This window comes from Paenibacillus sp. AR247 (assembly GCF_002968895.1).
Classification (GTDB): Bacteria; Bacillota; Bacilli; order Paenibacillales; family Paenibacillaceae; genus Paenibacillus_AQ; species Paenibacillus_AQ favisporus.
In genome coordinates this window covers 11,047-13,849 of sequence record NZ_PCZT01000021.1, presented here as the reverse complement: position 1 = coordinate 13,849, position 2,803 = coordinate 11,047, and the positions used below count along the sequence as shown (strand labels likewise).

General features: G+C 51.0%; 5 protein-coding genes. All 5 read left to right on the top strand.

The genetic code is table 11. The features are described 5' to 3' along the window. Window positions 1-397: thioredoxin family protein (locus CPT76_RS28460; RefSeq protein WP_105445276.1), on the top strand; the 397-nt coding region annotated here is incomplete at its 5' end. 9 nt (window positions 398-406) lie between these two features. Then, a complete protein-coding gene (locus CPT76_RS28455; RefSeq protein WP_105445275.1) occupies window positions 407-1,033 on the top strand; it encodes an MBL fold metallo-hydrolase in 627 nt (208 codons plus the stop codon). Window positions 1,034-1,319: 286 nt separating this feature from the next. Then, a complete protein-coding gene (locus tag CPT76_RS28450) occupies window positions 1,320-1,703 on the top strand; it encodes an ATPase (protein ID WP_076176040.1) in 384 nt (127 codons plus the stop codon). 481 nt (window positions 1,704-2,184) lie between these two features. Continuing rightward, window positions 2,185-2,472, top strand: a complete 288-nt coding sequence (gatC, locus tag CPT76_RS28445; RefSeq protein WP_076176038.1) for an Asp-tRNA(Asn)/Glu-tRNA(Gln) amidotransferase subunit GatC — start codon at window positions 2,185-2,187, stop codon at window positions 2,470-2,472. A 30-nt stretch (window positions 2,473-2,502) separates the two neighbouring features. After that, the coding region (locus CPT76_RS28440) for an amidase family protein (RefSeq protein ID WP_258168889.1) at window positions 2,503-2,803 on the top strand (301 nt) is incomplete at its 3' end.

The following is a 2,803-nucleotide window of genomic DNA, read 5'->3' as shown; positions in this document are numbered from 1 at the left end:
CGTGCTGATCCTGGCTGCCGATTGGTGTGGTGACGTAGTTCGCAACGTTCCGGTCGTATTCCGGGCGCTGGAAGCGGCGGAAATTCCGGTCGAGGTGTTTATTCTGGAAGAGAATTTTGATTTGATGGACCAGTATTTGACGATGGGCGGCCGGAGTGTGCCTGTAGTCATTTTTGCGGATACGGGCGGATACGTCTTGGGCACCTGGGGGCCGCGTCCGGCTCACGTTCAAAAGTTCATGGTCGAATTCAAACAGAACAATCCGGACCGGGAAGCTGCCGACTATCAGGACAACCTGGCGGTTACCCGCAAACAGATCGTCGAAGCTTACGGGGAAGGAACGGGCTTTCACGCCTCGATCATCAAAGAGCTGCGTGAACTGATTTCCGGATTTTGATCTGAGGCCATGCTGAACATCCGATCCTTTAGCCTCGGGCCGCTGGAAACCAATTGCTATGTCCTGACCGGCGACGATCCCGGCCGCGCCGTCATCATTGATCCTGGCATGAATCCCGCTCCGCTGATCCGGCACATTGAGGGTCTCGAGATCGAAGCCATTCTGCTGACCCATGCCCATTTCGACCATATGGGCGGCGTCGATGAAGTACGCAAGCTAACCAAGGCGCCGGTATATCTTCATGACCTTGAAAGCGAATGGCTGGTGAACCCGAGGATGAACGGCTCGCAGAACTGGCCGCAGGTAACTCCGCCGCTGACGACCGATCCCGCGGAATACAGCCTGGATGAGGGCCAGCAGCTGCAGCTGATCGGCCGCACGTTTACCGTCTACCATACGCCTGGACATTCGCCCGGAAGCGTCAGCTTCCTCTGCGGAAACGACCTCTTTTCCGGCGACGTCCTGTTCAAGCTTGGCGTTGGACGAACCGATTTGTATGGAGGAAGAGAAAGGGACCTGCTTGACTCCATCCAAAATACGCTGTTCACGTTCCCGGACGACGTGAAGGTGTATCCCGGCCATGGCCCTAAAACCTCGATTGGTTATGAGCGGGCGAACAATCCCTATGTCCGTTAAGGATGGATTTGATAGGTTGTCAGCATTTCCGACAATTTCTGAGCAAATTTGTCTGGACAACCGGTTACAAGATTGATACAATGTGATTAATTTGATGAACCTTGTTACTTTCGCGAAGCACGCAAGCTGTGGCCCGATCCCGGTTTGCGTTCTTTTATTTTTGGGAGATTTCATGTTCATCTCACTTTATTTTTCTCCATATATATTTTTTCTTCAGCTTTACATGTCTATGTTTTTCTAGTAGACTATACAGACAAATGAAAGACATACATCTAGGAGGTAGACGATGCTGCAATTAGGGGAGAAAATTGTAATCGTCGCGGACGCCTTTGAGCAGAACCTTCCTATTGGGGAATACGGTTATCTGATTGCCTATGACCGGAACCCGGATAATGCTTTTGATTACGTAATTCGGGTACCGAAGATTAATCGTAACTTTTTCGTGCCATCGAGTGATGTTGAGCCAGAAGAGTTGCTCATACAGCATGAAGTTGAGATGACCACGCGGGAAGCGCTGATCGATTACGCCCTTGCGACATATAACGAGAAGCTGTTTCATCAGATTATGAACGGCGAGCTTGAGCAGGATGAGAAGGAAGAAGAGACTGCGCCTGAAGTGCTCTCCCAGGCGGAATTTATCAAACAGGTAAATCTCCGCGCCTGGATTTAGAGGAGTCGGCTTATTAGCCGGCTCTTTTTTGCGTTTTAAAATATATAGCTAAGCTGAAGGCTGTCGCCATCATCCATTTCAGCTTCTAACTTCGAAGATACGACATCCTTGTCCCGCAAGAAATCTTCCGCCTAGTGCGGTTTGGCTTCTTCGAATGTACGACGATGGACCTTTAAGTGAAAGGTATATCGGCAGTGGCTTAGGCCAAGGAATGATATAAGGCGCAGGCCGGCAACATATCGGTGCGTTCCATTTTGACCGGGTGCATTGAATCTTCCCCGGTTCTACAATATAATTAGAAACGTTATCCTGAGGCTTTAATCCTTTAAACACCAGCAGTCTGCAAGGGCATATCCATGCGTTTTTGCGGCTATGGAGCCGCGAATTCCGGGCTGCTTCAGGACAAGCTGCTTCGCTGAATCGGATCCGGATGGAATGCCGCAGGGATGCTTAGATAAGAAGGAACAAGGAGGAACCGCTGATGAGTATTACAAATCAAGACGTTCAGCATGTGGCCAAGCTGGCCCGGCTCAATTTCACACCCGAAGAAGAGCAGATGCTGACCGAGCAGCTGAACGCCATTTTACAATATGCCGAGAAATTGAATGAACTCGATACCGACGGTGTGGAGCCGACGACGCATGTGCTGCATCTCAGCAATGTGATGCGCGAGGATGAAGCGAAAGACAGTCTGCCGATCGAGAAAGTTATGGCCAACGCGCCTGAAGAGGAAGACGGACAATTTAAAGTGCCGGCTGTCTTGGATTAGCGGCTAATCATTGAAGGGAGGAGCATTCATTTGAGCCTGTTTAACCATACATTGCAAGAATTACATAACAAGCTGCATGCCAAGGAGCTGTCCGTGCAGGAGCTTGTTGACCAGTCATTTCAGGTCATCGCCGAGCGGGACGAACGCATCGGGGCTTTTTTGACGTTGAATGAGGAGGAGGCGCGGAACACAGCCCGCCGTCTCGACGACAAACTGGTGTCCGGTCAGCCGCGCGGCCTGCTCTTCGGCCTGCCTGCCGGAATTAAGGACAATATCGTGACGGAAGGCCTGCGCACGACTTGTGGCAGCCAGTTTTTGGCGAATTTCAACC

What these genes read in the sequence shown, in the direction of transcription:
- CPT76_RS28455 (WP_105445275.1), top strand. Translation starts at nt 407, where the DNA reads ATGCTGAACATCCGATCCTTTAGCCTCGGGCCGCTGGAAACCAATTGC.
- CPT76_RS28450 (WP_076176040.1), top strand. Translation starts at nt 1,320, where the DNA reads ATGCTGCAATTAGGGGAGAAAATTGTAATCGTCGCGGACGCCTTTGAG.
- gatC (WP_076176038.1), top strand. Translation starts at nt 2,185, where the DNA reads ATGAGTATTACAAATCAAGACGTTCAGCATGTGGCCAAGCTGGCCCGG.